The following is a 25,459-nucleotide window of genomic DNA, read 5'->3' as shown; positions in this document are numbered from 1 at the left end:
GAATAAAAAATTCTCTGCTTGAAATGATTAAAGCTTAAATTGGTTAATTTGGGTTTGTAAGTCTGAGGATTTTTCACTTAAATCTGTAGCAACGTGATTTATTTGTTGCATAGTTGCTGCTTGTTCTTCACTAGCTTCGGCTATGATTTGTGTATTAGCAGCACTTGAAGAAGCACCATGAGCAATTTCTGAAACGGAGGCTGCTACTTGCTCAGCGCTTGCAGAGATTTCTTCAGAAGTAGCTGAAATGTCTTCTATTTGATTTGTCATCTTATTAATCGCTTTTACGATTGCTTCAAAAGAGTTACCAGCATCCCCAATGATTTTTACACCATCTGTAACAGATTGTAGCCCATCTTCGACAGCTTTTTCTACATTTTGGGTATCTTCTTGGATTTCTTGTGTTAAGGTAACAATTTGATTGGCTGATTGCTTTGATTCTTCTGCTAGCTTACGAACTTCGTCAGCTACGACAGCGAAGCCTTTTCCATGTTCACCTGCACGTGCAGCTTCGATTGCAGCGTTTAGCGCTAATAAATTCGTTTGATCTGTAATGGCAGTAATGACTGTAGTTATATTGCCTATTTCTTCTGATTGCTTACTTAGTTTTTGAACGAGATTGTTAATCATTTGGGTAGAATCATAAATTACGTTCATTTGTTGTTGAGCCTCATCAACTGTACTAGTACCGTTACTCGCCAATTCAGTTGTTGTCACTGCGCTTTGGTGGAGTTGTTGAGTAGCCTCTGCTATTCGCTGTACACCTACGGCTGTTTCATCCATAGCATGTGCACTTTCATTGGCAGCAATTGTAGCAGTAGATGCCGCATTTGCCGTCCCGTTAATTCGTACCGTAATTTCATCAGCAGAAGCTGAAATCTCTTCGATAGAGGCGGATAGTTCTTCAGCGGAAGCTGATAAATGTTCCGCATTGCCTTGAATATGTGTTAATAAACCTCGTAAGCTACTTTTCATAACGTTAAAAGTTGTAGATAGTTGTCCAATTTCATCTTTAGATTGATAGGAAATATCTTGATGATATAATTCACCATTCGCAATATTATTGGCAGCAAGAACCATGGATTTTAAAGGTCGTGAAATTGTACGCTGGACATATAACATCAGTGATACTCCAAGTATTACACCAATGATGATAGCGATGATTGAGATTGTTTGTGAAATGGACACTGCTTGTTTAGATTCTTTCGTGACAATATCAAGTTGTTTTTTTTGATAACTTACAATTTTCTCTGATACTGCTAATAAATCTGTATTTGCTTGTTGGACATCGCCATTAACTTTTTGTATCGCTTCTTCTAATTTTCTGGCATCATAAAGTGCTAGTGCTTCTTCAGCGGCTTTGTTAAAAGCTTCATTATATGTATTTAAATCTTTTGCATAAGTCTCCATTTCGGATGAATCAGATTTTTCCATCGTCTCAATTACATACGAATCTAGCATTTTAGAATACTTTGTAAAGTTATCTTTATTAGTTGCTGAGTCTTCGATGAGTATTGCCCGAATGTAAAGACCTTGCATTGCTCGAGCAGTTTGAATATTATTAGCTAATTCTACTAGAGCTACACGATTTTCTAGCGCATTTTCTACCTTCTTATCAATATTTGAGAATTGAATAAACATAATGACCAATGAAATAATTAAGGTCAGGATGATGGTTAAAAAACCAAAGCTTAATTTTTTGCCTACAGACATAAAGTTACGTCCTTTCTGAGATGCTATTTACTTTTTTTACTTAAATTTAGCAATTTAGAAAGGAAGAAGTCAATAACACTCGAAATAAACAGTTCGGAATAATCACAAGTTTTTTTAACGTTACTATAATCAATAGCTGTATAGTACAGATTACGTGGTTATCACCATAAAAAAGGAACACGATACAACTCGTATCGTATTCCAACGCTTTAAGACTGTTTTTTTAATTGTAAAATGACAGTTTCATCTGGATCAATGTATAAAGTTTTTTGTTCAAAGTAAATAACAAAACCAGGTTTAGCACCATTTGGTTTTTTTACTTGACGTATTTCTGTGTAATCTACTGGAACAGAAGAAGAGTCTCTTGCTTTTGAAAAATAGGCAGCAAGCGTTGCAGCTTCTCGTAATGTTGTTTCGTCAGGTTCACTTGTATGGATGACAACATGTGAACCAGGAATGTCCTTCGTATGCAACCAGGTATCTGTACGTTTAGCCATTTTAAATGTAAGCATGTCATTTTGTTTGTTATTTTTCCCAACAGAAATCGCTACACCTGTAGAAGAGACATAACGTTCAGGCTCTGGTTTCGTTTGTTTTTTCTTTTTTCTTGCATGACGTAATTTCAAATAACCTTGTTCTGCTAATTCTTCGCGAATTTCTTCTATATCTCCAGGAGCAGCTTGTTGTACTTGCTGAGCAAGCATTTCAAAATAAGCTATTTCTTCCTTCGTTTTTTCTAACTGTTCTTGCACCATAATAAGGGCATTCTTTGCTTTTGTATATTTTGTGTAATAGCTTTGAGCATTTTCAATAGGTGTTTTACGTTCACTTACTGGAATGGTGATTTTCTCATCTCCAGTTTCACTATAATAGTTAGTGACAGTTACTTCCTTTACACCTTTTTCAAACGCGTAAATATTCGCCATCAGTAACTCCCCATATAATTGGAACTGATCTAGCTTAGATGCGCGTTCGTAGTCTTTATTTAACTTTTTAGTTTTTAATATAAGTTTGTCAATTTCATTTTGCAGCCATCGTTCCAAATCACCAGCCTGCTGTTTGACACGATCACGCTCAGCTCGAGCAAAGAATACGCGGTCAAGAAGCTCATGGACATTCGGATAAATCGTTACATCTCCTTGTAAATGGGTTAGAGCAATTGGGGAGAAGTAAGTTTTATTATTAGCCATTACATACATTGGCTTTGCCCCACCATTAGTAAAGGAAGCTATAAAGTTTTTAAAGCAATTTAAACGATCATCTGTGTCTGTAAATCTGAATAATAATTCCTCAGCATGTATTGGTGAGAAACCAGTAAATTGCGAAACAATTTCCTTAGCCGTTTTTGGTTCTGAGAAAAATAGTGTAATTTGTTCGTCGGTTACTGCTAAAGGGTGCCATTTATTTTGTGCGGGTGGTGCGATATAAGGCTGACCAGGTAATACTGTACGGAAGCTATTTACGGATGGTGGTAAATGCTTTAAGCTGTCGACTATTTTTCCCTGCTCTTTATCTATTAATAATAGGTTACTGTGACGGCCCATAATTTCAGCATGTAACTCCCTTACAATCGGGTCGCCAATTTCATTTTTACTTTCGATTTCTACTATTATAATACGATCAAAATCGTGCTGTTTAATAGAAGAAATAAAACCACCCTCTATATGCTTTCTCAACAGCATACAAAACATTGGGGGTTCTGCTGGATTTTCAATCGAATGCTCAGTAAGGTGAACGCGTGCGTATGAAGAATGAATCGAAAAAAGTAATTTATGATTGCTTCCGTTCGCACGAATATGTAGAACAACCTCTTGAGCGTTTGGTTGATGTATTTTAGTAATCCGACCTGTTACTAATTGTTGTAGGTCGGCTGTCATTGAATAAGTAAATAAGCCGTCAAATGCCATATGAATTCCTCTTTCCAACGATATAAGCATCCTTGGTACTTTCGTATTTTATATTTTAACAGGTGTATTGATTAACCATTTATATTACAAATTACATAGAAGGTGCAGATTTCCGTTACGGGCTACTTGCTTTGTTGCTGACGCTTCGCTTTCGCACAGTTAAACCATTTGTTGCTGACGCTTCGCTTTCGCACAGTTAAACCATTTGTTGCTGTCGCTACGTTAGTACTACGCTTTCGCACGGAAAACATTCGCTCCGTGCAGGGTCTCGTCTGTCTCGCTTTCCCGCGAGAGTCAAGTAGCCCTTCACTACAATCTGCTAAAAATGGGCACATTTAAACAAAATATCAACAAAAAATTGCTCGATAGCATAACAATGCTTTCTTCATCAACACACCTTATAGTTAAATCGATTTATATGCTCATCACCATAGTTTGCGGTTGATTTCCGTTACGGCTGGGGCTTCCTGGGGGCGCGGGTCAACATGATGTAGTCAAGAATGCGTTATCACAGGACGTGATGTTTTTTAGCCTTCGTTCCTCTATTGTTGGACGCACAGCCTCCACTCCAATCAACTTATATGCATGCACACGTAAAATTATGCCGAGGCATAATTGATCTAATGTCATCTCTATCTTTTGGTGATGAGTTTTTTCTTATGTTTATCATAGCATTTTTTAGGTGAATATTAAAATATAGCTTCAATTGTGGTAGAATTAGCTTTTGCTCTATCTTCATTCAGCAGAAAACTCTCGCCTCTGAAGGTGGTGAGATGAATGCGGATGTGGTCCCTTTTCAGTGGATGTCCAAACATCTGTAACTGCCGCTGCGCTTTCGCTACAAAAAACATCTGTAGCTGCCGCTGCGCTTTCGCTACAAAAAACATCTGTAGCTGCCGCTGCGCTTTCGCTACAAAAAACATCTGCTGAATGAAGATAGAGCCTCCGGCGGATGTCATGGATTTTGAAAGGAATGAATAAAGGATGTTAGCCTAAAATCTTCACATCCTGCGAAAACGGCTAACTGACCTGCATCGGTAAAAACGCTACATCCTGTGGCCTTACCGAAATGACCGACATCGTGTCGGCCCTCGTGCAGGCCTAGGCGCAATTCAAAATCCGGACGCATTGTTTATCTGTGCGAAAGCGAAGCGACAGCAACAATTACGCCAGGGCGAAATTGATCTATTTTTTTACGTCATAAATGACAGAGCTTATGTTATAATAATCCCAGTATGCAAAGAAGGGTGTGACGAACCTTGGTGCGTAGTATGACTGGTTTTGGCAGAGGTGTCACAACAACAAAAGACTTTCAATTAACAGTAGAAATGCGCTCGGTCAACCATCGATTTTTAGAAATTAATGCGAAATTCCCGAAAGAATGGCTTGAAGCAGAAATTTTTGCAAAGAAATTAATTTCGAAAGCTTTGTCACGTGGGAAAATTGATGTGATGGTTTATGTTAAGGACTTAGATAACATCGAGCAATCTATTGAAATTAATTGGTCATTAATTGAAGCGTATCGTAAGGCAAAAGAGCAATTAGCAAATAAAGTACCACTAGAAGAAAAATGGACGATGCAAGAGCTACTATCGCTTGAACAAGCGCTTGTACAGGAAAAGCCACAGCTTACACCTGAGGATTTACTTAGTGCTGTTGAAAAGGCTATTATGCAAGCACTGGAACAGCTCATTCAAATGCGTGAGCGTGAAGGGCAAGAATTGCATGATGTTGTTGTACAATATAAAGAACAGTTAAAAGAACAAGTGAATCAGATTCGTTCTTGTGCTTCCCTAGCTGTAGAAAAATATCGTACCCGATTATTGGAACGAGTTACTGAAGTGGCGAATGGAGCTTTGTTAGAAGATCGCCTACTTGCCGAAGTAGCGATATTTGCAGAACGTGTGGATATCACTGAAGAATTGGACCGATTAGATAGTCACTTTAATCAACTAGAAGAAACATTACAAGAAACGATTTCGGTTGGCCGTAAATTAGACTTTTTAATGCAGGAAATACACCGCGAGATCAATACGATTGGTTCAAAAAATCAATCAACAGAGGCGGCCATCGCGGTAGTTCAAGCGAAAACAATTTTAGAAAAGATGCGCGAGCAAGTTCAAAATATCGAATAGCTTGCATGTATCTGTTATAAATTAAGGGAGATATAGAGAATAAATGATAAAAGAACGTGGATTATTAATTGTTCTGTCTGGCCCATCTGGTGTAGGTAAAGGGACAGTGCGAAAAGAATTATTTTCTCAGCCGAATACGAATTATGAGTATTCCATCTCGATGACAACACGAAATCCTCGCGAAGGAGAAGTAGATGGTGTAGACTATTTTTTCAAGACGCGTGAAGAATTTGAAACGTTGATTGAACAGGGTGGCTTATTGGAGCATGCTGAATTTGTAGGGAATTATTACGGAACACCGTTAGCCTACGTAAATGAAACACTGGATGCAGGGCGTGATGTGTTTTTAGAAATCGAAGTGCAAGGTGCTGCACAAATCCGCCAAAAGGCTCCAGATGCATTATTTATTTTCTTAGCCCCACCAAGCTTAACGGAATTAAAGGACCGTTTAGTTGGTCGAGGGACGGAAACAGCAGAGGTTATTGCAAAACGTATAGCAACTGCAAGTGAAGAGCTTGAAATGATGAGCCTTTATGATTACGTAGTTGAAAATGATGAAGTGACAAATGCTTGTGATCGTATAAATGCGATTATTAAAGCCGAGCATTGTCGTAGAGAACGTGTAGAAAAAAGATATTTGTCAATGTTGAGAGGAGAATAAATCTATGTTATACCCATCAGTAGATACATTAAAAAAAGAAATCGATTCAAAATACTCGTTAGTAAGTTTAGCATCTAAACGTGCTCGTCAAATGCAAGAGGAACAAGACACTGAGCGTTTACACAAGTATGTTTCTCATAAGTACGTAGGAAAAGCACTTGAAGAAGTAGCGGCAGGTGTACTTACGAAGGTATCACAGGATGAGTCAACTGTGTACGAAGACGAAATCTAACATTGATGTAAATAGAAAATGTTAACGTCTGCAGTGGATTTTTGATTATACAGAATGCCGAGAGCTCCCGAGGAATTTTCCTTTGGGAGCTTATCATTTGAAAGGACGATTGTGCATGAATAAAAATATTTTACTTTGTGTTTCAGGTGGTATAGCGGTTTATAAGGCTGTCGCTCTAGTTAGCAAGCTATCTCAGGCTGGGGCAAATGTAAAGGTCATCATGACAGCATCAGCAAGACAATTCGTGAATCCATTGAGCTTTCAAGTTATGTCAAAAAATGATGTTTTTTTCGATACTTTTGATGAAAAGGATTCGAGTGTTATTGCCCATATTGATTTGGCAGATTGGGCAGATTTAATTTTAGTTGCACCAGCTACCGCAAATGTTATTGGGAAGTTGGCGAATGGAATTGCGGACGATATGGTAACGACGACCTTGCTAGCAGCAACTGCTCCTGTATGGCTTGCACCAGCGATGAATGTACATATGTATGACCATCCAGCCGTAAAGCGAAATTTGGCTCAGTTACAATCTGATGGTTATCAATTTATTGAGCCTTCAGAAGGATTTTTGGCATGTGGTTATGTTGGTAAAGGCCGTTTAGAAGAACCTGAAAAAATAACAGCAATCGTTCAAGAATTTTTTTCAGAGAAGGCAAAGCCATTAGCTAGTAAAACAGTAGTGGTCACAGCTGGAGCGTTTTATGTACCATTAGATGAGCGTCATGTCATTAGCACGCAGTCGAATAGTAGAATTGGACAGGCGATAGCTAAAGAGGCACAAACACTTGGAGCAAATGTAATCCTGCTAGATGAGAAAGCAACAAGCGTGTATGAGCTTGTTGAACAGCTTGAGGATTATAAAAAACAATATCCATCCGCATTTTTTATCCATGCAGCAAATACGCCTACAACTGAAGAGGCACCGATATTATCCGTAGAAGGAATGACCGCAATAACTTTTGGACAAAAGGTTATTGGTGAACCAATAGTAACAATTATGTCAGACAAGTGGATTGATTTTAGTGACACGGCAGAAGTAAATGGTCAAATGTGGGATGCGACAGATGCCAAGCAATTTGCCCAGGCATTTTGGACATATATATTACAGGGTGAGATGCAATGAGTTTTTTGATTGCAGAGGTTATAGTGGATGTTTCGACTTACCATGTAGATCGTCCGTTTGACTATGAAGTTCCTACAGAATGGGCACATGTTATAGAAATGGGCTGTCGTGTAAAAGTACCGTTTGGGCCAAGAAATGTTCTCGGCTTTGTCGTCGGATTAAAAAATGAAACAGATGTACCATCTAACAAAATAAAGTCTATTGCACAAATTTTAGATATTGAGCCTGTATTAACCGAAGAAATGCTGTTAATGGCTAAATGGCTGAAAAACGAAACGATTTGCTATGAAATTGATGCCTTACAGGTTATGCTTCCGTCAGCGCTTCGAGCGAAGTATGAAAAAATCATTACACTACAAACGGAGAAAGATGTTTTACCAGATGAGGTTAATGCTATTTTTGGCAAGCGACAACAGGTTAATTTCAAAGAATTCGAACGTGCTGAATTACTTCCTTTATTAAAGCAGCTTATAACTGATAAAATGGTCAAAATTGAAAATGTTGTGAAGCAACAAGGGAATGTAAAAGAAATACGTATGGTCAAAATTACAGATCATCAGCAAGATATCGACAAGGCTATGGAAGATGCAGCGAGAGCAGCCAAACAGCGCCAACTGATTGAATGGATGGGCAAACATCTTGGGGAGGTTCTTTTGCCGCAGAAAATCTATGAGGAGACAGGTGCATCTTCCACGGTATTACAGTCAGTTATCGAAAAAGGAGCTGCTCACTTTATACAAGAAGAGGTGTATCGAGATCCCTTTACGAAGGAGGTTTCTCGTACTCAATCTTTACAATTGACGGAAGAGCAGCACATAGCATTAAAGGCTATTACTGGATCGATGGAAGAACAGACAGCAAAAACTTTTTTACTACACGGCGTTACTGGGAGTGGTAAAACGGAGATCTATTTGCAAGCAATTCAAAAGGTGTTAGATGAAGGTAAGGAAGCCATTATGCTAGTACCTGAAATATCATTAACACCACAAATGACAGAGCGTTTTCGTAGTCGTTTTGGTGAGATGGTTGCTGTCATGCATAGTGGCTTATCTGTCGGTGAAAAGTATGATGAATGGCGCAAAATTCAACAAGGTAAGGTAAGCGTTGTTGTTGGAGCTCGTTCGGCAATTTTCGCACCTTTTACAAATTTAGGTCTTATTATTTTAGATGAAGAGCATGAATCAACATACAAGCAAGAAGATTCACCACGTTATCACGCTAGAGATGTGGCAATATGGCGAAGTGAATTTTACAAATGTCCTGTTATATTAGGCAGTGCAACGCCTGCGCTGGAATCATTTGCGAGAGCAAAGAAGGGCGTGTATGGTTTGCTATCATTAAAACAACGTGCTTTGCATCAAGCATTACCGACAGTTTTTATTGCGGATATGCGAGAGGAGCTTCAAAAAGGAAATCGTTCCATGTTTTCCGAGCAGCTTGTTGATGCAATACGTGTAAGACTAGAGAAAAATGAACAGATGGTCATGTTTTTAAATCGTCGTGGCTATTCTTCCTTTGTGCTTTGTCGTGATTGTGGAACGGTTGTACAATGCCCAAACTGTGACATCTCGTTAACATATCATCGGACAACAGAGAAATTAAAATGTCATTATTGCGGTTATGACGAACGTGTTCCTCAAATATGTCCACAATGCCAGAGTGAGCATATCCGTTATTTTGGTACGGGAACGCAAAAAGTCGAGGAAGAAATTTATAAGCTGTTTCCTGAGGCGAGGGTTCTCCGAATGGATGTTGATACAACGAAGCAAAAAGGTGCTCATGAAGAAATTTTGCAGGCATTTGGGGAAGGACAGGCAGATATTTTGCTAGGTACGCAAATGATTGCTAAAGGTCTTGATTTTCCTAATATTACGCTTGTTGGTGTACTTAGTGCTGATACATCTCTGCATCTACCCGATTACCGTGCAGCGGAGCGTACATTCCAGCTATTAACGCAGGTTAGTGGTAGAGCGGGACGTCATGATAAGCATGGTGAGGTTATTATTCAATCGTATACACCAGAGCATTATGCAATTGAGTTGGCAAAAATTCAAGATTACGAACCATTTTACGAACGTGAAATGTTTTTACGCCGTCGCTCTAGCTATCCACCGTATTATTATGTAGCACTTGTTCAAATATCTCATGAAGATGTCATGATGGCTGCAGAGTATGCTGGACGTGCGGCAGATTGGCTAAAGGGAAATTTATCAGAACGAGTTGCCATTATAGGTCCAACAACTGCTAGTATCAGCCGTCTCCAAAATAGATATCGCTATCAATGTTTGATAAAATATAAAATTGAACCAAATCTCATTCCAGTATTACAGCGGCTTCTTGCTATGTATCGCGCGGAATGGATTAAACAGGGTATTTTAATGACGGTAGATTTAGATCCGTCAACTATATAAAATGATTCATCACCAGATCGGACATGACATTTTGTTGAAACGTATGTCATGCGGACAGGTTGATTGTAGTGTGGGCTGGGCGACTCCTCAGGGATCAGCAGTCAGTGAACGAAGGCTAAAAGCATGACATCCTGTGGAAACGCCTTCGTGACCAACTTGGGTGCTGTTGTACTTCCCTTTGGCACATATAAAACATTTGCTGGAAAGCGCCCAGCCAGAACGAAAATCAGCTACGAGTTATGATGCTGAACTTATTAAATGCTTAAAGAGTCGTAGCTAGTGATATGGAGTCCAATTATATAAGGTATAACTTTAAATTAGGCATATTGATTGGTAAATATAGGTTTGTTGTTAGCTGATAGAAGAATTTTTTTGTTGCTATCTTGCTAATATATCCCCATTTTTTACTGATTGAAGCGGAGGGGTACTCGACTCCCACAGGAAAGCGAGTAGCCCGTAGCGGAAATCAAAGCCTTTAAAATAACTAAAATGGATAAAAATAGCTAATCAACAGACTTGACCTTAAATATAGAAAAGAGGAACATAACATGGCAATTAAAAAAGTTGTAGAACATCCAGCAAAGGTATTATCAACACCATGCGCGGAAGTAACAGAAATCAATGAAGAAATTATTACATTACTAGATGATTTATATGACACGATGGTTGAATACGATGGCGTTGGTATTGCAGCGCCTCAAATAAATGTAGGATTACGTGTTGCAATTGTCGAGCTTGGCGAAGAACGAGATGTTTTAGAAATGATTAATCCAACTGTTATTAATACGGATGGAGCTGAAGTAGATATTGAAGGATGCTTAAGCTTCCCAGGATTATACGGTGAGGTTGAACGTCCTGATTATGTGAAGATTGAAGCATGTGACCGTGAAGGGCGTGTATATGAGCTAGAAGCGGGAGGTTTTGATGCACGAGCAATTTTACATGAAATCGACCATTTAGATGGCGTGCTATTTGATTCGAAAATCAAACGCATTTTAACTGAAGAAGAGCTTGAAGCAATGTACGCTGAAGAGGAGGAATAATATGACTTCAATAATTTTTATGGGAACACCGGATTTCTCCGTGCCAATTTTGCGTATGCTACATCATGAAGGTTATGATATTAAAGCTGTAGTTACACAACCAGATCGTCCAGTTGGGCGTAAGCGTGTGCTAACACCACAACCTGTTAAGGTAGCAGCGATGGAGTTAGGTTTACCTGTTATTCAGCCTGAAAAACTACGTGGTTCTGAAGAATTACAGCAAATTATTGATTTACAGCCTGACCTAGTCGTAACAGCTGCTTTTGGACAAATTTTGCCAAAAGAATTGCTAGATGCACCATCGCTTGGATGTATTAATGTCCATGCGTCACTTTTACCGAAGTATCGTGGTGGAGCACCTATTCACCAAGCGGTTATTGATGGTGAAAAAGAAACAGGTGTAACGATTATGTATATGGCGCAAAAGCTAGATGCTGGTGATATCATTTCCCAAAAGGCTATCCTAATTGAAAAGGATGATTATACGGGTAGACTATTTGATAAGCTGAGTGCTGTGGGCAGCGATTTATTAAAAGAGACACTTCCTTCTATTATAAATGGAACAAATAATCGTTCCGTTCAGGATGAAGCACAAGTAACCTTTGCAAGCAATATTTCACGTGAACAAGAACGTATCGATTGGACAAAGGATGCTACTACTTTATACAATCAAGTGCGTGGTCTTCATCCGTGGCCAGTTGCCTATACAACATTTGAAGATGGCAACTTTAAAATTTGGTGGGCACAGGTTGGTAACTCTAAGCATGAAACTGTTCCTGGGACAGTCGTTGCGATTTCAAAGGATCATTTTGAAGTTGCTTCAGGAAATGGTACAACACTTGCCCTGTATGATGTACAACCAGCTGGTAAAAAACGCATGACAGCAGAGGATTATTTACGTGGTACAGGTTCTAAATTACAGATTGGGGACCAATTTAAATGAGTAAAAAAAGTGTAGTAATTTGGGATGGAAATGTGCGTGACGCCGCACTTTCTATTCTGTTAGCAGTAGATAAAAATCAAGCCTATAGTAATTTGCTTTTAAATGAAACGATTAAGCGACATAAAATTGAAGCGAAGGATCGTGCTCTTTTAACAGAAATTACGTATGGCACTCTCCAATATAAAATGACACTTGATTACTATTTAGAGCCATTTATTCGTGGTTCAGTAGATCATTGGGTGCGCTGGCTTTTACGTTTATCTTTATATCAAATGCATTATTTAACACGTATACCACCTCATGCTGCGGTGAATGAGGCTGTAGAAATAGCTAAGCGTCGAGGTCACCAAGGGATAGCTTCAATGGTCAATGGTATTTTACGATCTATTTTACGTCAAGGTGTAGCTTCTACTGATGACATTAAAGACCCGATTGAGCGCCTTGCTATTGAAACGAGTCATCCGGAGTGGTTAGTACAACGCTTTGTCGATAACTATGGTATTGATGTAGCGGCTCAAATGTTACATGAAAATAATATACCTCCAGTACAAACTGTACGTGTAAATACGACGAAAGCAAGCGTCGATCAAGCGATTGCCAGTATAGAAGCAGAAGGTTTAACAGCGAAAAAAAGCGATCTAATGCCTGAATGCTTACATGTAACAAATGGTCAGCCAGCTAGAACAAAGGCTTTCCAAGAAGGGCTTATTACTATTCAGGATGAAAGCTCCATGATTCCAGCAAATGTGTTAAATCCATCTCCTGGCATGCGCGTTTTAGATATGTGTGCAGCACCAGGTGGAAAAACTACACATATAGCTGAGATTATGAAGAATGAAGGGTCGATTTTAGCGACCGACCTTCACCCTCATAAATTAGATTTAATCGACCATAATACGGATCGTCTAGGGATTGATATAGTAGAGACTGCTCCTATTGACGGACGTAAGGCACCGGATTTTCTACAACTAGAATCATACGACGCTATTTTAGTCGATGCCCCTTGTAGTGGTTTAGGTGTTATGCGCCGCAAGCCAGATATTAAATATACAAAACGTGAAGAAGATTTAGAAAACCTTCAAAAAATACAATTAGCGCTATTAGATGCTGCAACAAAAGTATTGAAAATAGATGGCAAGCTTGTGTACAGTACATGTACAGTAGATAAAAGAGAGAATGAAGGTACTGTCGATGCCTTTTTATCAACGCATCCAGAAATGGAAGCTATACAACTAGAATCTTTACCAACAAAATTAGCGGAAAAGCAAGCAAATGGCATGCTTCAAGTCTTTCCACAAGACTTCGGCAGTGACGGTTTCTTCGTTGCCGCCTTTCGTAAAAAAGGAGAATCCAACTAATGGTGGATCAAGAGAAATTTAATGAGCGTATAAACGACTTAGTTGACGAAGCGGAAGACAAGCCTGTTCGACGCGCAAAAAAAGAAAAACCAAATTTAAAGGAATCGGTATACTCATTACAGCCGAAACAACTAGAAGAATGGTTAAAGGAAAATGGTGAAAAGCCGTTCCGTGCGGCGCAAATTTTTGATTGGCTTTATAATAAACGAGTAAAAACATTTGAAGATATGTCTAACCTTTCAAAGGGATTACGTGAAAAGCTTGAAGCAAGTTTTTCATTAACGACATTATCAACAATTATTAAACAGGAATCTAAAGATGGTACGATCAAGTTTTTATTCCAATTACAAGACGGCTATTCTATTGAAACTGTATTAATGCGTCATGAATATGGCAACTCTGTTTGTGTGACGACACAAGTAGGCTGCCGAATTGGCTGTACGTTTTGTGCCTCAACTTTAGGTGGTTTAAAGCGACACTTATTAGCAGGGGAAATCGTGGAGCAAGTTGTAAAAGTACAGCAGACTTTAGATGAAGTGGGCGAACGTGTATCACATATCGTCATTATGGGTATTGGAGAACCTTTCGATAATTATGATGCGATGATGAACTTCTTAAAAGTCATCAATCATGAAAAAGGGTTAAACATTGGTGCTCGTCACATCACTGTATCAACATCAGGAATAGTTCCTAAAATTTATCAATTTGCTGATGAACAGCTACAAATCAACTTTGCAGTTTCCTTACACGCACCAAACCAAGAAGATCGTCAAAAACTTATGCCAATTGCACGTGCTTATAAGTTAGATGAATTAATGGAAGCCGTTCAATACTATACTAAAAAAACGGGCAGACGTGTTACTTTTGAGTATGGTTTAATGTCTGGTGAAAATGATTCAGTTGAAATTGCAGAAGAATTATCTGCTTTAATAAAAGGAATTAAATGCCACGTGAACTTAATTCCTGTAAACTATGTACCAGAACGTGATTATGTTCGTACATCTCGAAGTCAGATTTTTGCCTTTGAAAAAACATTAAAGAAGAATGGTATTAACGTAACGATCCGCCGAGAGCAAGGTGCTGATATTGCAGCAGCGTGTGGTCAATTACGTGCGCAAGAGAGATCTGAAGAGACGAGGTGACCAGTGTTGGAATACACAGTCGAAAGTGATATTGGGTTAAAACGGGCAATTAATGAAGACCGTGCGGGATTTTTTAATCGCCAAGACGGGTTTGCACTAGCACTTGTAGCTGACGGCATGGGTGGTCATAATGCTGGCGATGTAGCGAGTGATATGGCGATGAAACAGATGGAAACCGTTTTTTTACAGGCAGAGGCACATCATTTTGCGTCAACAACATCAAAAAAAGAGTGGTTATTACAAGCAGTCAAGCAATTGAATAAAAGTATATATGACTATTCTTTATCACATGAAGACTGTAAAGGAATGGGCACGACGTTTATTGCAGTGTTAATTGAAAAAAATCATTGCTTTATCGCACATGTTGGTGATAGTCGTGTGTATTATTTCTTTGACGATGGTGCACAACAAATAACAAGAGATCACTCTTATGTAAATGTTCTGGTTGAAAATGGTGAAATTAGTGAAGAGGAAGCGTTGACGCATCCGAAGAAAAATTTCATTTTAAAGGCAGTTGGTACAGAAGAAACGATTGAGCCAGACTTTTATGAAGTTGATTTAGCATCAGAATCGTATTTACTCATTTGCTCTGACGGTTTAAGCAATAAACTTACAGTGTATGAAATGGCATCAATTATTACGTATCCAGATTCAGTAGAAGAAAAAGGACGAAAACTTGTAGAATTAGCAAATGCAAGCGGGGGAGAAGACAACATCTCCCTCGTGCTGCTCACAAGGCAAGATGAGGAGGTGTAAGTATGCTTGTAGGTAAACGAATTAGTGACCGCTATAAAATTATAGGGCTTATAGGTGGCGGTGGTATGTCCAATGTTTATTTAGCGCATGACATGATTTTAAACCGTGATGTAGCGATCAAAATATTGCGTTATGATTTTGCCAATGAGGATGAATTGTATCGCCGTTTCCAACGTGAAGCACTTTCTGCTACAAGCCTTACACATCCGAATATCGTTAGTGTTTATGATGTCGGTGATGATGGTGACCTACATTATATTGTGATGGAATATGTCCAAGGGAAAACATTAAAGCAGTACATACAGGAATTTGCACCAATTTCTCCTGCCAGATGTGTGCATATTATGAAGCAGTTAACGTCAGCAATTGCCAATGCTCATGAAAATCATATTATCCACCGTGACATTAAACCTCAAAATATTTTAATGGATGCAGAAGGTAATGTGAAAATAACTGATTTTGGTATAGCGATGACGCTGAGTGCTACATCATTTACACAAACGAACTCCGTGCTTGGAACGGTGCATTATTTATCGCCTGAGCAGGCTCGTGGTGGTACAGCAACAAACAAATCTGATATTTATGCACTTGGCATTGTTTTATATGAATTATTAACTGGGGAATTGCCATTTTCAGGCGAGTCAGCTATTTCTATCGCACTTAAACATTTACAAGCGGAGACGCCATCAGTTCGTGCCTTCGATGCTACAATTCCACAAAGTGTGGAAAATGTTGTGCTAAAAGCTACAGCAAAAGATGCTTCTCATCGTTATTCAACTGTAGATGAAATGCAAGCAGATTTAGAAACAGTTTTATCGCCGAATCGTATGAATGAACCGAAGTTTGTCATACCGGTAGATAATGATGTGACGAAGGCTATTCCGATTATAAAAGAACCAACTGCACATAAAGACGAAGATTTAACGAAGACAAGAGTAATCGAACCAATTACACAATCAACGCCGAAACCCGAAGCGAAGAAGCCTATTGAAAAGACAGTACCTGTAAAGAAAAAGAAAAAGAAAAAATGGCCAATAGTTGTTGCTGGGTTAGTAATAGCAGCGATCGCCATTTTCCTATTCGTTTTCTTTGGAACAGATCTATTTAATCCAAAAAAGGTACCTGTACCTAGTGTGGCTAATATGACAGTTGAAGAGGCTACTAAGAAATTAGAGGCTGAAGGCTTTACGGTGGGTCAGTCGCCACAGGAGCGTTATGACGAGGACGTCGAAAAGGATAAGGTTATAGAAACTGACCCTACAGAGGGTACGGAGCGTGTAAAAGGCACAGAAGTAGACTTAATCGTGAGTCTTGGGGTAGAAATGACGAAAGTGGAAGATTATAGAGGCCAGCAAATCAGCCAAGTTCAATCAATGCTAAAGGATAAATTTTTAGATTCTGAAGTTAGCTATGTAAATTCAAAAGATCCTGAAGGACAAATTATTGAACAAGAGCCAGCACCACAAGAAGAGGTAGTCGCTAAGAATACAATAATGAAATTTACGGTAAGCGCAGGTGTAAAAATGATTACCGTAGATGATGTTGTGAAGTACACTAAAGCTCAAATGGATGAGTATGTAAGAAGAGAAGGCTTGACATGGCGTGTTGTTCGTGAAGAAAATGATGATACAATACCAGCTGGAAGTGTTAAATCACAATTGACAAGAGCAGGAACGCAGGTTGAAGCGGGCACCGCAATCGCTGTTATTTTAAGTAAAGGACCTGCAGCAAGACCTGATAAAACTTTGGTGATACCTGTGAAAATTGAATATAAGCCAAATGAAGAAGGTTTAGAGCAAACTATTCGAATTGATATTCAAGATAAAAACCATAAAATGTTAACAACAGTTGAAACATTTACTATTACGGCTGATCAAGAGCACCGAATACAGCTTGTTATTGGAGATGGTCAGGATGCAGCCTATAAAATTATTCGTGATTCAGAAATTATAGATGAAAAAACAATCAACTACGATGATGTCAAATAAGGGGGAATTGGATGGCGCAAGGCCAAATTCGTAAAGCATTAAGCGGTTATTACTATGTATATGATGGAGAAGAACTAATTCAATGTCGAGGACGTGGGGTATTTCGCAATCGAGGGGAATCCCCACTCGTTGGCGACATCGTAGAATATACTCTGGAAACAAAAGGCTCGGACGGCACTATTCAAAAAATTATGGAACGCCAAAATGAATTAGTACGTCCCCCTATAGCCAATATTGATCAAGGCATTCTTGTGTTTTCTGTAAAAGAACCTAATTTTAATACAATTTTACTCGATCGTTTCTTAGTTGTTTTAGAGTCATTTTATGTTCATCCGATTATTTGTTTAACAAAGATGGATCTGCTAGAAGATCATGAACGTGAGGAATTGCAAGGCTATATAGCAGATTATGAGCGTATGGGTTATACCGTGCTACAAACCTATAAGGGTGAGGAAGAATTAGTTGAACGACTACAACCTATTTTAAAGGAGAAAACCTCCGTATTAGCAGGGCAATCTGGAGTTGGAAAATCTACACTACTAAATACATTGATTCCAGATTTGAATTTAAAAACAGGCATTATTTCACAAAGCTTAGGGCGTGGTAAACATACAACTCGCCATGTCGAACTAATCGAAGTATGTGACGGTTTATTAGCAGATACTCCAGGATTTAGTTCATTTGATTTTGATGAAATCGAAAAAGAAGAATTAGGCGCATGTTTCCCCGAAATGGCCCGTATGGCAGATGATTGTAAATTTAGAGGCTGTTTACACTTGAAGGAGCCGAAATGTGCAGTAAAAGCAGCGGTGGAGACGGGGGAAATTCGTGACTACCGCTATAAACATTACGAACAATTTTTACAAGAAATTATGGATCGAAAGCCGAGGTATTAATGATGATACAAATAGCACCATCAATTTTAGCAGCCAACTTTGCTAAATTAGGAGAAGAAGTTAAGGAAGTAGAAAAAGCAGGTGCACAGCTTATTCATATCGATGTTATGGATGGTCATTTTGTGCCAAATATTTCATTTGGCTCTATCGTATTAGACGCCATTCGTCCTTTAACGGATTTACCATTAGATGTACATTTAATGATCGAAAATCCTGATCAGTATATTGAACAATTCGCCAAAGCAGGGGCAGACTATATTACGGTGCATGTAGAAGCTTGTCGCCATTTACACCGTACAATCCAATTAATTCGTTCATTTGGAGTCAAACCGGGTGTTGTATTAAATCCACATACACCAATAGAATCCATTCAACACATATTAGAGGATATTGATATGGTGTTGTTCATGACTGTGAATCCAGGGTTTGGCGGGCAAAAATTCATTCATTCTGTAGTGCCAAAAATTGAAGCATTAGCAGCTATTATTAAAGAACGTAATCTTGATATTGCTATAGAGATCGATGGTGGAATTAATGCAGAGACTATTGTTCCTTGTGCAAAAGCAGGAGCAACTATTTTTGTAGCTGGTTCAGCAATTTATAGTAAAGAAGATCGTACAGCGGCACTTCAAGAAATCTTAGCTGCTGGTGAGGCAGCGATTCAAGGATGACTAAAGTCGTTGTTTGTGCAGGTGGACCAAAAGAGGAACTCTGTTCATTTAGTCCGTTTAAAGAGCAAAGTGATGTATTATTTATCGGAGCTGATCGAGGAGCGCTATATTTAATCGAGCAAGACATCACACCACATGCCATAGTAGGAGATTTTGACTCTTTATCAAAAGAGGAATACGAACTGGTGATGGCACATACAAATGATAGACAACGATTCCAAGAAGAAAAAGATGAAACAGATACGGACTTAGCGCTATTAAAAGCCTTGACCTATACACCACTAGAAATTGTTCTTACAGGTGTTACGGGTGGACGTTTAGATCATTATGAGGCGGCAGTTCGTTCGATTTATCGTTTACAAAAAGAGTATCCACACGTAGTATTGAAGATTATTAATCATGCAAATATGTTGCAATTTTTAATGCCAGGCAAGCACATCATAGAAGCAGATAAGCAATATCGTTATTTATCTTTCTTTGCACATGAAGAGCCGATTAAAGATGTTACATTAAGGCAAGTAAAATATGAAACAACAAATGAAGAAATCTCTCTTGGTACATCCCGCTTTACAAGTAATGAAATAATAGGCAATTCAGGGTCTATATCTTTCTCACAAGGCATATGTTTAATGATAAGAAGCATAGATTAGCGTAAGGGGGAGAGAGTCCTGAAAGTATATACATTCCAGCTGCCGAAATTTGTAAGCAGTATTACGCGTACGTGTATCAACATTTTCAAAAAAGATAAGAAAGTAAAAAAATCCGACTAACACTAGTCGGATTTTTTTGTGGTGTTGAAAAAATGGTCAAGGAATTCTTTGTGAATATTGTGGTGGGTAATTTCCGTTCCAGGCTACTCGCTTTGTCGCTGCCGCTTCGCTTTCGCCCCCTCCCTTTGCAGAAGAACTATACTTTATATTATATCGCAACTGCCATTCCTATAGATTTATAAGCGCTTTGTTGAGTTGGACAGCTATATGTAAAGAAAGCCGCTAGCAATTACGTTTCTTTGTCATTGCTTGCGGCTTAGTCATTTTATTGTATTTATAGTAAATCCACTAGTAGGATGATTAAATACGACTTATTCATGTAAATAAATACTCATAAAGGCGGTTGATAGCTTGCCTAGTTATTGAGAAAGAAAAAAATCGATTTGCGCCAAATGCGAAATCGATTTTTTGGAAGCGGCGATTAAACGCGCTCGATTTTACCTGATTTTAATGCACGAGCAGAAACCCATACACGTTTTGGTTTACCGTCTACTAAGATACGAACTTTTTGAAGGTTAGCACCCCAAGAACGTTTGCTAGCGTTCATAGCGTGGGAACGGTTGTTACCAGTACGAGCTTTACGCCCAGTGATTACACATTGTTTTGGCATGTTGTATTCCCTCCTTACTGTCAATGCTGAAAGATTATTATTTCAGTTCGGTATTTCACATACCATAATAATTTAACATACGATGACGTTCAGTGCAATAGTTTTCACATAACCTTTCAAGAAAAAAACCTTTACAGACTAAAAACACTTGTTAAATAATGGGTGATAATTCCTAGATGAAACAATTATTAGGAGAAATAATTGGAAGTTTTCAATTTTATTCCGCCCGATTGGAGAAGGCTCATAATCAGTAGGGGATAAAGAAAACTCACTTCCATAACGTTTTATTTTCCTCGGTAGCCAAGCTTCATGGAAACACGTTTACCAGTTTTCACTAAACGCTCTGTAAGAGTATTAGTATGTTCTGCTGAAGCGTTAAAGCTAACAAAACCTATACTTATTGCACCGACTATTTCATTGAAACCATTTACAATGGATACTGCGATCGAGGATGTTCCAGCCGTTCTTTCCCCATGACTAATGGCAAACCCTTGTAGCCTAATTTGATCGAGCTGTGACTCTAATTCAGAGATTTCTTCATGAGGAATAAGCTGTTCAATAATTTCCCTTGCTTGAGAAATAGGCATTGTGGCTAAAATTGCTTTATTTGCAGCCCCGATATTCATCGGAATACGAATGCCTAACTGATCGTAAATTCGAATCGGGTTAGTTGTACTGTCAATTCTTTCAATGATAATTGTATCTAAACCAGCGGGCTTACTTAAATAGACGCTTTCCTCGACTTCTCTTGCTAAACACTCTAGTTCTGGCCTAATTTTACTAATGTAGTCCATCGTATCATACACTTGTAGGCCAAGTTCCATCCATATTGTACCGAGACGATATTGTTTAGTTTGATCGTCTTGTTCAATCATTCCCTCTTTAATCATCGCTTTTAAAATTCTATGTAGTGTACTAAGTGGTAAATTGCATCTTGCCGAAAGCTCTGAAATGGACAAACTGTTTTCATTTGCTTCAGAAGCCAAAACTTTAGCGATTGTCATAGCTCGTTCTAATAATTGCATTTATAACCCACCTCTCTTTCATTTATTTTATTTTTATTCATTGTCTACGTCTAGATACATAATCGTGGATATTTGTTTTGTTATCCTTAAAGAGAATGAATATATAAATTTTTCTAAATATATTGACATTATATCTTAAAGCACATATATTTTTCATATAAACTTTCCTCTTAACGGAAACGTTTTCCACTACTCGGAAAAGGGGTGAAAGGAATGCATTATTGTTCATCAATGTATGCACCTTTGAGACACGTAATAGTAAAACATCCAAAAGATGCTTTCCGAAACCAAGAACATCTTAGCGATGAATGGAAAACATTTAACTACTTATCGGAACCTAGCTATAATGAGGCTCTTAAAGAATATGCACAATTTATGAGCATTCTAGAAAAGTATGTTGAAAAAATTGATTTTTTACCAGAATCAGATGAAGTAGGGCTCGATTCGCTGTATGCGCATGATCCAGTAAAATTCACACCAAATGGTGCTATTATCTTAAAATCCGGTAAAAAATCAAGACAGCCAGAAGCAGCTGTTTATAAAGAGTTTTTACAGGAAAAGGGTATTCCGGTTATTAGAGAATTGACTGGAGAGGCGGTATCAGATGGTGGCGATATTGTTTGGCTTGATGATCGTACATTTGTTGTAGGTCGAGGGTATCGAACGAATGATGAAGCTATTCGTCAGCTAAAAGACATGACGAAGGATGTGGTCGATGAATTCATTGTTGTGCAGCTACCGCATGATTTAGGTGAAGCAGAATGTTTACACTTAATGTCTTTCATTAGTATGGTAGATAAGGATTTAGCGGTTGTACATTCACGATTAATGCCAGTTTTCTTCCGTCAGCTTCTAATCGACCGAGGTATTCAATTAGTTGAGGTGCCGAAAGATGAGTATGATGCGCTAGGTTGTAACGTTCTAGCACTTGCGCCTAGAGTATGTATTGTTCCAATTGGAAATCCAATGACCAAGCAACAATTACTTCATGCAGGTGTAACAGTTTATGAATATAAAGGAAATGAAATTTCGATAAAAGGAACAGGTGGACCAACATGTTTAACCTGCCCAGTAGTAAGAGAAAAAAAGGAGATGAAGTAAAATGTTTAAAAATGTTATTGTAAAAGACCCAGGAAATAGTTATGTAAATGGTTTAACGACTAGCGACTTAGGAAAACCGATTTTAGAAAAATTATTTGAGCAGCATGAAAAATATGTTGAAGCCTTAAAAAGATGTGGCGTGGAGGTTACACAGCTTCAAGCGAATGAAGCCTTTCCAGATTCAACATTCGTAGAGGATACGGCTGTTTTAACATCTGAATTTGCCATTATCTCAAATCCAGGGGCCGAAGCTCGTAATCGTGAGATTGAGGAGATCGTACCAGCAGTTAAAAAGTTCTATGAAAAATTATATTATATCGATGGCCCTGGAACACTTGATGGCGGAGATGTATTGCAGGCAGAAAAAAATTTTTATGTCGGCATCTCAGATCGTACAAATGAAGAAGGGGCTCGACAATTTAAAGAAATCGTAGAAAAAGAAGGCTATGAGGCAACGATTGTTCCGCTAAAAGAATTTTTCCATTTAAAGACGGGCATCGCGTATGTTGGAGAAAATCGTATGGTAGTAGCGGGGGAGTTTATCGATCATCCTGCATTCGAATCCTATGAAAAAATTATTATTCCAAAAGAAGATGAGTATTCAGCAAACTGTATTCAAGTAAATGATTATGTCATTATTCCAGCAGGCTATCCAGAAACAAATCGTAAATTAAACGATTTAGGCTACCAAACAATTGAGCTTGAAATGTCGGAATTTAGAAAACATGATGGTGGGCTAAGTTGTTTGTCATTACGTTTTTAGTTCAATAAAAAAATACCCAATCAATATCAACTATGTCTCGGCATAATTCCATGACACCCGCTGAAAGAAGTCAAATGTGGATAAATTGATTGGGTACTTTAGTAGAATTGATATCAGAATATTCAATATATTGATTACAACTAGAGAGTGGGGATGGATGTTGAGTAAAGGGGAACAACGGCAAGATCATCAATTAAACCGTTCAATGAAGAGTCGTCATTTATTAATGCTATCGCTCGGAGGAGTTATTGGAACGGGGCTATTTTTAAATGTTGGCTTTACAATTAATCAGGCAGGTCCTGGAGGGGCATTAATTGGTTATTTATTTGGTGGCTTAATATTGTACATGGTTATGAATTGTCTTGGAGAATTAGCGGTGTATATGCCTGTAACTGGTTCTTTCCAAACCTATGCAACACGTTTTATTAGTCCTTCAGCAGGATTTTCTTTAGGATGGATGTATTTTGTCGGATCAGCCGCCACAGCGGGGGTGGAATTTACAGCAGCAGGAATTTTGATGCAGCATTGGTTCCCGCATGTTCCTATTTGGATTTGGTGTGCCGTATTTATGGTCCTGTTATTTACTCTAAATGCATTAACAACAAGAGGCTTTGCGGAAGCGGAATTTTGGTTTGCAAGTATTAAAGTTATTGCGGTGATTGCATTTATCGTTATAGGAGTTGCAGCAATCTTTGGAATGATTCCGTTAGCTGATCGTCCGACACCACAATTTACGAATTTAGCACCATCTGGTTTATTTCCGGCAGGTATTTCAATCATATTTGTCACAATGATGAATGTTATCTTTTCTTATCAAGGTTCTGAACTTGTTGGTATTGCTGCAGGAGAAACTGAAAGTCCGGAAAAAAATATTCCTCGGGCAATAAAGACAATTCTTTTTAGGATTATTGTTTTCTATATTGCTTCTATTATTGTTTTATCTGCGATATTCCCTTCAACGGAGCTTGGACTATTGGAAAGTCCATTTGTCACATTGATGAATTTAGCTGGTGTTCCATATGCAGCTGGCATCATGAACTTTGTTATTTTAACGGCGATATTATCAGTAGGTAACTCGTGTCTTTATGCGTCCACACGTTTATTATGGTCGATGTCAAAAGAGGGAATGGCGCCTAAACTATTTGGACGACTAACGAAAAATAAAGTGCCATTTAATGCACTCGTTTTTACGATGCTTTTCTCGCTGCTTTCTTTATTAACGAGTGTGATGGAAGCAGATGCAGTATTTGTTTTACTCATGTCTATTGCAGGAATTTCTGTAACAATTTCATGGATGGGAATTTGCGCATCTCAATTGATGTTCCGGTATCGTTATGTGAAAGCAGGAGGGGATGTGGCTAATTTAAAATTTAAAACGCCATTTTATCCATTGATCCCGGTGTTCTGTATTATTTTTTGTATGCTAATTCTTGTCTTTTTAGCATTCGATCCAACACAAAGAGCTGGTTTATTATATGGAGTTGGGTTCTTTATTGCTTGCATGATTTTCTATAAATTGAAATTGAGTAAATCAAATACAGTTTCTTCTGAGATTAGCTCGTCACCATGATGTGTGGCTGATGTCCGTTTCCGCCTGAGCGTTTTGTTGCTGTCGCTACGCTTTCGCACAGTTAAAACATTTGTTGTTGCTGTCGCTACGCTTTCGCACAGTTAAAACATTTGTTGTTGCTGTCGCTACGCTTTCGCACAGTTAAAACATTTGTTGTTGCTGTCGCTACGCTTTTGCACAGTTAAAACATTTGTTGTTGCTGTCGCTACGCTTTCGCACAGTTAAAGCATTTGTTGTTGCTGTCGCTACGCTTTTGCACAGAGCAAACCTTCCTAGGGCGTACGATGATCCTGCTATGTCTTAATAAATGTCATCCACAACTTTTGGTGAACACCAATATGAGGAATCGTTTGATTTACATTGAAACGAAATGCTTCGATTTTGAGAAAATGAAGGAGAATGATTATGACTAATTATCTTTGGAATACACCTGAAAAACTACGCGCATTATTATGTGAACTTGTCAGTTGGGTAACTAAACTGTTACAACGAATTTAGACAAAACTATACAAATCTGTATAGAAACATAAATTTATAACAGAATACCCTTCGTATCAAGCGATTGGTGCGAACTCCACGTTAATTGCTTTTAACTCCTAAAGCCTTGTGACCAAAGCGGAGCTGGAAACGGCAGACGT

Annotated in this window: 23 protein-coding genes; 18 read left to right on the top strand and 5 right to left on the bottom strand. The window is 38.4% G+C overall.

From position 1 onward, the window contains the following. Positions 1-27 precede the first annotated feature (27 nt). The 3 genes from ABNX05_RS05830 to ABNX05_RS05820 form a co-directional block, all read right to left on the bottom strand. Positions 28-1,713 carry a methyl-accepting chemotaxis protein gene (locus ABNX05_RS05830; protein ID WP_349658882.1) on the bottom strand — a complete coding sequence of 562 codons (1,686 nt, stop codon included), beginning with the start codon at positions 1,711-1,713 and terminating at the stop codon, positions 28-30. Between the two features lie 209 nt (positions 1,714-1,922). Next, complete coding sequence (locus tag ABNX05_RS05825) at positions 1,923-3,620, bottom strand: Rqc2 family fibronectin-binding protein (protein WP_349658881.1); 1,698 nt, start codon at positions 3,618-3,620, stop codon at positions 1,923-1,925. A gap of 689 nt (positions 3,621-4,309) precedes the next feature. Continuing rightward, complete coding sequence (locus ABNX05_RS05820) at positions 4,310-4,579, bottom strand: hypothetical protein (protein WP_349658880.1); 270 nt, start codon at positions 4,577-4,579, stop codon at positions 4,310-4,312. 300 nt (positions 4,580-4,879) lie between these two features. Here ABNX05_RS05820 and ABNX05_RS05815 point away from each other — a divergent pair, with 300 nt between their 5' ends. The 15 genes from ABNX05_RS05815 (at position 4,880) to spoVM (ending at position 19,752) form a co-directional block, all read left to right on the top strand. After that, positions 4,880-5,755 (top strand): YicC/YloC family endoribonuclease, encoded by an 876-nt coding sequence (locus ABNX05_RS05815; protein ID WP_349658879.1) that lies wholly within the window; start codon positions 4,880-4,882, stop codon positions 5,753-5,755. A gap of 43 nt (positions 5,756-5,798) precedes the next feature. After that, entirely contained in the window at positions 5,799-6,416 is a 618-nt protein-coding gene (gmk, locus tag ABNX05_RS05810; protein WP_349658878.1) for a guanylate kinase, read from the top strand. A gap of 4 nt (positions 6,417-6,420) precedes the next feature. After that, positions 6,421-6,648, top strand: a complete 228-nt coding sequence (gene rpoZ, locus ABNX05_RS05805; RefSeq protein WP_053483349.1) for a DNA-directed RNA polymerase subunit omega — start codon at positions 6,421-6,423, stop codon at positions 6,646-6,648. 115 nt (positions 6,649-6,763) lie between these two features. Further along, complete coding sequence (gene coaBC / locus ABNX05_RS05800) at positions 6,764-7,774, top strand: bifunctional phosphopantothenoylcysteine decarboxylase/phosphopantothenate--cysteine ligase CoaBC (protein WP_349658877.1); 1,011 nt, start codon at positions 6,764-6,766, stop codon at positions 7,772-7,774. Next, positions 7,771-10,185, top strand: a complete 2,415-nt coding sequence (gene priA, locus ABNX05_RS05795) for a primosomal protein N' (RefSeq protein ID WP_349658876.1) — start codon at positions 7,771-7,773, stop codon at positions 10,183-10,185. The genes coaBC and priA overlap by 4 nt, the downstream gene beginning before the upstream one ends. A 548-nt stretch (positions 10,186-10,733) precedes the next feature. Next, positions 10,734-11,228 carry a peptide deformylase gene (def, locus tag ABNX05_RS05790; RefSeq protein WP_349658875.1) on the top strand — a complete coding sequence of 165 codons (495 nt, stop codon included), beginning with the start codon at positions 10,734-10,736 and terminating at the stop codon, positions 11,226-11,228. 1 nt (position 11,229) lies between these two features. Further along, entirely contained in the window at positions 11,230-12,171 is a 942-nt protein-coding gene (fmt, locus tag ABNX05_RS05785; RefSeq protein ID WP_349658874.1) for a methionyl-tRNA formyltransferase, read from the top strand. Continuing rightward, entirely contained in the window at positions 12,168-13,529 is a 1,362-nt protein-coding gene (rsmB, locus tag ABNX05_RS05780) for a 16S rRNA (cytosine(967)-C(5))-methyltransferase RsmB (protein WP_349658873.1), read from the top strand. Before fmt ends, rsmB begins: the two co-directional genes overlap by 4 nt. After that, positions 13,529-14,671: a dual-specificity RNA methyltransferase RlmN gene (gene rlmN, locus ABNX05_RS05775; RefSeq protein ID WP_349658872.1), complete on the top strand. Its 1,143-nt coding sequence runs from the start codon at positions 13,529-13,531 to the stop codon at positions 14,669-14,671. The genes rsmB and rlmN overlap by 1 nt, the downstream gene beginning before the upstream one ends. Positions 14,672-14,677: 6 nt before the next feature. Next, the gene (locus tag ABNX05_RS05770) at positions 14,678-15,427 is read left to right on the top strand and encodes a Stp1/IreP family PP2C-type Ser/Thr phosphatase (protein WP_349659101.1); all 750 of its coding nucleotides are present in this window, start codon (positions 14,678-14,680) and stop codon (positions 15,425-15,427) included. Positions 15,428-15,429: 2 nt separating this feature from the next. Next, positions 15,430-17,415 (top strand): Stk1 family PASTA domain-containing Ser/Thr kinase, encoded by a 1,986-nt coding sequence (pknB, locus tag ABNX05_RS05765; protein ID WP_349658871.1) that lies wholly within the window; start codon positions 15,430-15,432, stop codon positions 17,413-17,415. Positions 17,416-17,426: 11 nt separating this feature from the next. Then, a complete protein-coding gene (rsgA, locus tag ABNX05_RS05760; RefSeq protein WP_349658870.1) occupies positions 17,427-18,311 on the top strand; it encodes a ribosome small subunit-dependent GTPase A in 885 nt (294 codons plus the stop codon). Positions 18,312-18,313: 2 nt separating this feature from the next. After that, positions 18,314-18,982: a ribulose-phosphate 3-epimerase gene (gene rpe, locus ABNX05_RS05755; RefSeq protein ID WP_349659100.1), complete on the top strand. Its 669-nt coding sequence runs from the start codon at positions 18,314-18,316 to the stop codon at positions 18,980-18,982. After that, entirely contained in the window at positions 18,979-19,632 is a 654-nt protein-coding gene (locus ABNX05_RS05750; protein ID WP_349658869.1) for a thiamine diphosphokinase, read from the top strand. Before rpe ends, ABNX05_RS05750 begins: the two co-directional genes overlap by 4 nt. Before the next feature lie 18 nt (positions 19,633-19,650). Continuing rightward, positions 19,651-19,752: a stage V sporulation protein SpoVM gene (gene spoVM, locus ABNX05_RS05745; protein WP_139376952.1), complete on the top strand. Its 102-nt coding sequence runs from the start codon at positions 19,651-19,653 to the stop codon at positions 19,750-19,752. Positions 19,753-20,173: 421 nt separating this feature from the next. Here spoVM and rpmB read toward each other — a convergent pair whose 3' ends face one another. After that, positions 20,174-20,362 carry a 50S ribosomal protein L28 gene (gene rpmB, locus ABNX05_RS05740; protein WP_079560418.1) on the bottom strand — a complete coding sequence of 63 codons (189 nt, stop codon included), beginning with the start codon at positions 20,360-20,362 and terminating at the stop codon, positions 20,174-20,176. Positions 20,363-20,646: 284 nt separating this feature from the next. Continuing rightward, positions 20,647-21,387: an IclR family transcriptional regulator gene (locus tag ABNX05_RS05735; RefSeq protein WP_349658868.1), complete on the bottom strand. Its 741-nt coding sequence runs from the start codon at positions 21,385-21,387 to the stop codon at positions 20,647-20,649. Between the two features lie 213 nt (positions 21,388-21,600). Here ABNX05_RS05735 and ABNX05_RS05730 point away from each other — a divergent pair, with 213 nt between their 5' ends. The 3 genes from ABNX05_RS05730 (at position 21,601) to ABNX05_RS05720 (ending at position 24,821) form a co-directional block, all read left to right on the top strand. After that, positions 21,601-22,488 carry a dimethylarginine dimethylaminohydrolase family protein gene (locus tag ABNX05_RS05730; protein WP_349658867.1) on the top strand — a complete coding sequence of 296 codons (888 nt, stop codon included), beginning with the start codon at positions 21,601-21,603 and terminating at the stop codon, positions 22,486-22,488. A gap of 1 nt (position 22,489) precedes the next feature. After that, positions 22,490-23,251 (top strand): dimethylarginine dimethylaminohydrolase family protein, encoded by a 762-nt coding sequence (locus ABNX05_RS05725; protein ID WP_349658866.1) that lies wholly within the window; start codon positions 22,490-22,492, stop codon positions 23,249-23,251. 157 nt (positions 23,252-23,408) lie between these two features. Continuing rightward, positions 23,409-24,821, top strand: coding sequence for an amino acid permease (locus ABNX05_RS05720; protein WP_349659099.1), 1,413 nt, complete (start codon positions 23,409-23,411; stop codon positions 24,819-24,821). Positions 24,822-25,459 lie beyond the last annotated feature (638 nt).

The organism is Lysinibacillus zambalensis, assembly GCF_040183165.1.
In the GTDB taxonomy this organism is placed as follows: domain Bacteria; phylum Bacillota; class Bacilli; order Bacillales_A; family Planococcaceae; genus Lysinibacillus; species Lysinibacillus zambalensis.
This window is presented reverse-complemented; position numbering and strand designations above follow the sequence as displayed.